This window comes from Streptomyces sp. 4N509B, from assembly GCF_052245655.1.
In the GTDB taxonomy this organism is placed as follows: domain Bacteria; phylum Actinomycetota; class Actinomycetes; order Streptomycetales; family Streptomycetaceae; genus Streptomyces.
Map to the genome: position 1 here is coordinate 1 of NZ_JBQQBZ010000095.1, position 1,076 is coordinate 1,076.

Here is a 1,076-nt window from a genome sequence, read left to right on the forward strand (position 1 = left end):
GACCGTTACGAGCTGATCAGCCGTCTGGGCCGGGGTGGCATGGGCGAGGTGTGGGCCGCGCGGGATCGCGAGCTCCGCCGTGAGGTCGCGCTCAAGCTGCTGGATCTCGACGGGATCGCCCAGACCGACCTGCCCCGGCGGTTCGAGCGCGAGGCGGTCGCCGCTGCCCAGATCGTCCACCCCAACGTCGCCGCCCTGTACGACCGGGGCGTCCACGAGGACGTGTTGTTCCTGGTCATGGAGAAGGTGGACGGCCAGACGCTCACAGCGCGTCTCCAGGCCGAGAGCCCCTTCCCCCTGACACGTGCCCTGGCCATCGCCAGCGGCGTCTGCGCCGCGCTGGAGGCCGCCCACCGGGCCCGGGTCATCCACTACGACATCAAGCCCCACAACGTCGTCCTCACCGGCGACGGGCTGGTGAAGGTCATCGACTTCGGGATCGCCGGGTTCGTCCAGGCCGCGTTCACCGTGGCGCGCTCCTCCCAACTGGCCCCGGCCGGAACGCCGGAGTTCGGCGCACCGGAGCAGTTCCTCACGGAGCGCGGCGACGAGCGCTCCGACCTGTACGCACTCGGTGGGATGCTCTTCGCGATGCTCGCCGGCCGGCCGCCCTTCACCGGGCACAACAGCATCGCGGTCGTGCGGCGCAAACTCGACGAGGAGGCCCCGCCCCTCGACGCGTTCCGCCCCGGACTGCCGCCGGAGGTGACCGCGCTCGTCGCCGAACTACTGGAGCGCGATCCCGACCGGCGCCCCCAGTCGGCACAGCGGGTCCAGCAGCGGCTTCAGGCACTCCTGGTGTCGTGCGCGGCAGCGGAGGCTCTCACCGCGACGATGCCCCCGACCCCGCCCACCCGCCTGATGGACGACGTCACGCGGCGAGCGCCTCGGCCGCCCTCACCCGAGTCCTGGAACCGCGCCTCCACCGACGAGACGCCGTTCACCGCGGACGCCCTGCTGCCGCGGCGGTTCACCAACGACCTGGGCATCGAGTTCGCGCGGATCGCCGAGGACATCCGCCCCTCCCATGAAGCGGCCCCCAGCGACCTGGCCAGGGATCTCGCGCGCCGTGGCTG

1 protein-coding gene is annotated in these 1,076 nt (G+C 72.3%); it reads left to right on the plus strand.

Annotation, left to right across the window (positions count from 1 at the left end):
* Nucleotides 1-1,076 (plus strand): serine/threonine-protein kinase (locus ACTWP5_RS32065; protein ID WP_443224705.1); only part of this gene is annotated, 1,076 nt, incomplete at both ends.